This is a genomic window from Brooklawnia sp., from assembly GCF_032229645.1.
In the GTDB taxonomy this organism is placed as follows: Bacteria; Actinomycetota; Actinomycetes; order Propionibacteriales; family Propionibacteriaceae; genus Brooklawnia.
This window is the reverse complement of record NZ_JAVTWX010000024.1, coordinates 1-3,025: the sequence shown is the minus strand read 5'-3', so window position 1 is coordinate 3,025 and position 3,025 is coordinate 1. Positions and strand designations below refer to the sequence as shown.

The following is a 3,025-nucleotide window of genomic DNA, read 5'->3' as shown; positions in this document are numbered from 1 at the left end:
TTGGAGGCACGCACTCACTCAGGTCCGTCATACACCACTCTGCTGGACTCCACTGTCGGTGGTGCTGGATAGCCTCTCGGGCCATGAGGATCACTTCGTCCCGTCAGCGCAATGCAGTCTCTGAAGGCATGGCCCTCGGCCTGCTCATGTGTGGTCGTCATTCCTTGCCGTGGAACAAGGTTGGCATCGATCTGGCCTTTGAGGGCGCCTGGCGGTCGTGGCAGTACCGCAGCCGCTTCCCGCAGGTCAACACCGACATCGCTCATGGCTCCGACGGCGTCTGGGTGGTGACTCGGGCAGACGAGCGGAAGCACACGACGAACTTCTTCTGGGACACTAGTGGGCGCGAGATCGCCATCTACGCCCGACCCACATGGGTCGAGGAGGATGTCGATCCCGACGAGGCCGCTGGTTTGATCGACGGCGATGTACCTGCGGAGGGCTGGCGCGAGCTGGCGGCGGACTTCCTCAGACGCTTCGAAAGGTGAACTGCAGCGCGCCGCATCTTGATTCGCGGGGCTAGCGGGCTGAAGCGGCGCGATGCGCCGATGTGTCAGCGCCCACTTCTACAGTGATCTCGTGAACAACCCGCAGGCCATTGAGGCGCTCAAGGCCCTCAAAGTGCAGGCCGAGACCGATCCGCAGGTCCAGGTGTACTCGCCTGAACGCAAGGCGTGGTCGGCAATAGCCATGAGCGTGCTGGAGCGCACCTTGGGGCCGACCGCACAACATCACCCAGAGGTTCAAGAACATCACGTACTCGCCCCCCGTCGGCCCCCGATCAACCAGCGCGCCGCGCGACGACTCAGCGCGTCGGGCCGAGTACTTCAGGAACGGCATGGCAACTGCCGCGGCGATCCTCGGGGCTGCGGTGTTCGACCTCGAACTCGACCTGTCACCAGAGCCGGAGTCGAGCAGACTTCGACCAGGGACTCTGGGACCACGTCAAGCACTCGGTCGAGGAGGAAACGCTGGGGCCAGGTCGCCTCTGCGGCAGCGATCTATGTTGAGGACAAGGTACGGCGCTGGGCCGGTAGCCCGACCGGCAAGGACGGCAACAAGCTGGTCGGCAAGGACCTCTTCCTGAAGGCCCTCGACGCCAACGGCCCGCTACCTCTGGGCAGCCAGGCGAACGAGACCGACGGCTGGCGCATGCTCGGTTCAGGAATGATAGCCGCTCTTGGCAACGTCGACCGGCACAACATCCAGACCCGAGACGATTTGCGCCGCTACGCCATGGGCGTCGTCGGTCTGGCGAGTTTGCTGCTGACGCAGATCAGGTACCAGCATCCGGAAGCCGTTTCCTGAGCCCAGCTCATGACGTTGCCGGTCGGACGGGCTCCCAGACTCCTGTATTGGGTTGCGCCCGCACGCCCATGCCGGTAGGTGCCCGTGCGACTCCCTTGACGTGATCTGCGGACTGTGACTGCGCCTTCGTGGGAGCCTTGGCGCGTGACGCTCGTGATAGCAGTGCACAACCGAAGATGCCTTTGGGTGGTCGCCGATCGACGTCTGTCCTACGCGGATGGACGGCCGCCGATCGACAACGCGGTCAAGCTCATGTCGCTTCAGACTGAGGACGGCTTCGGAGTGCTGACGTATGCAGGACTCGGCATGACCGCCAGAGGCACACAACCGTCCGAGTGGTTGAGGTCCATCTTCCTCGGCCGCACTGGACGGTTCGAGGCCGGGCTTCAGATGCTCGCCGAGATCGCGGTGACCGAACTACCACGGCACCTGCGGAAGATGCCGGACGCAGGACACGTCATCATCGCAGAGGCGTTCGTCGATGGGGAGCCACGGCGGTATACGATCACGACCGACATCGATCCAGTGACCGGCGATCCGGCAGTTGAGTTTTCCCGACTGACAATCTTTGGCACGCCGGAATCACCGGTGCATAGGCTCGCTCTCGCCGGCTCAGGCGGCTACTACCTGGAAGCTCACGCCGATGGTTGGGATCGTCGGCTCCTTCATCTCGTGAAAGCTCACGAGCGGGGACGCGTTGACACTGTCGCGGTGGCCGACCATCTTGCGGTGATCAATCACCGGGTCCACCAGCAGTTGCGTGACGGAACCGTCGGGCCGGACTGCATCGTTGCCTGGCAGTGCCGGGATGGCACCGGCGAGTCACAGTTCTACGCAGGTGTGACTCGCACGGATCGCGAGGATGACGAGGATGTGCCCGAGATAGCGAATGGCGAGGACATTCCGGCCATCGGTCGGATTCTCTTCGATGAGGTCACCCGACTGACCGCCAACGAGGTCGGCACTCCGGTGCCAAACGATCTAGGCATGGAACTGACCCTGTATGGCATCCCTGCCGATGAGATCCATCGCAGGATCAACGAGCTTCCGCACAAGCCGGACGACAGGCTCCGCTAGCCAGCTGTGGGGGATCTCCGATGCCGAACTGACCGACTACGCCCAACTCATCAGCGAGGGCACCCGCATCAAGATGCAGGTCGGCAGGTAGCAGAAGGTCTGCGGCGTGGCGTACGGGGAAGGTCACCACGCCCCAGATCAACCAACGCGGCAGAGCCGCGACGGTGAGCACCGGCCGGGAGATGGACTCTCGGCCGGTTTCTCATGTCTGAAGGGCTCGCCCATGGCGACCACCGTCACCGACTGCACGCCGCGTGTCTGACCTACGTGCCTCGCTTTGCCACAACAATTGCCGTCTCGTCAGCCTGCGGGTCGAGCACACCGACGCCGCAGACGTCACCGTCGGCGCGGTTTCGTGCGGACCCTCCGGCGGACCGCAGCGTGCCGCCGGTCACGAGCACTGCGCTGCGCACGGCGCTGGCGCTGACGCCCAACTGCACCGCCACCTGGGCGAGGCTTCGGCCGCTGTCGTACAGGTGGCGAGCTTCTTCACGAGTGGAGGCGGCGAGTGGCTGGCTGCGCACCTTGATTCCGGCACTAGCCACGATCTGGGTGATGGTGGTCCGGTGGACTCCGAAGCGTTCGGCGATCTGCTTCACGGGCATCCCGGATGCGTAGGCGTCGACGAGCTTTTGACGTT

Annotated in this window: 4 protein-coding genes; 3 read left to right on the top strand and 1 reads right to left on the bottom strand. The window is 64.1% G+C overall.

Going from position 1 to position 3,025, the window contains the following annotated elements:
- The first annotated feature begins 83 nt into the window (after positions 1 to 83).
- The 3 genes from AAFP05_RS01550 (at position 84) to AAFP05_RS01540 (ending at position 2,385) form a co-directional block, all read left to right on the top strand.
- Positions 84 to 488 carry a hypothetical protein gene (locus tag AAFP05_RS01550; protein ID WP_341728092.1) on the top strand — a complete coding sequence of 135 codons (405 nt, stop codon included), beginning with the start codon at positions 84 to 86 and terminating at the stop codon, positions 486 to 488.
- A gap of 91 nt (positions 489 to 579) precedes the next feature.
- On the top strand, positions 580 to 1,308 hold the full coding sequence (locus AAFP05_RS01545) for a TIGR02391 family protein (protein WP_341728091.1): 729 nt from the start codon (positions 580 to 582) through the stop codon (positions 1,306 to 1,308).
- A 252-nt stretch (positions 1,309 to 1,560) separates the two neighbouring features.
- The gene (locus AAFP05_RS01540) at positions 1,561 to 2,385 is read left to right on the top strand and encodes a hypothetical protein (RefSeq protein WP_341728090.1); all 825 of its coding nucleotides are present in this window, start codon (positions 1,561 to 1,563) and stop codon (positions 2,383 to 2,385) included.
- Between the two features lie 263 nt (positions 2,386 to 2,648).
- Here AAFP05_RS01540 and AAFP05_RS01535 read toward each other — a convergent pair.
- A partial coding sequence (locus tag AAFP05_RS01535; RefSeq protein ID WP_341728089.1) for a helix-turn-helix domain-containing protein occupies positions 2,649 to 3,025 on the bottom strand: 377 nt, incomplete at its 5' end.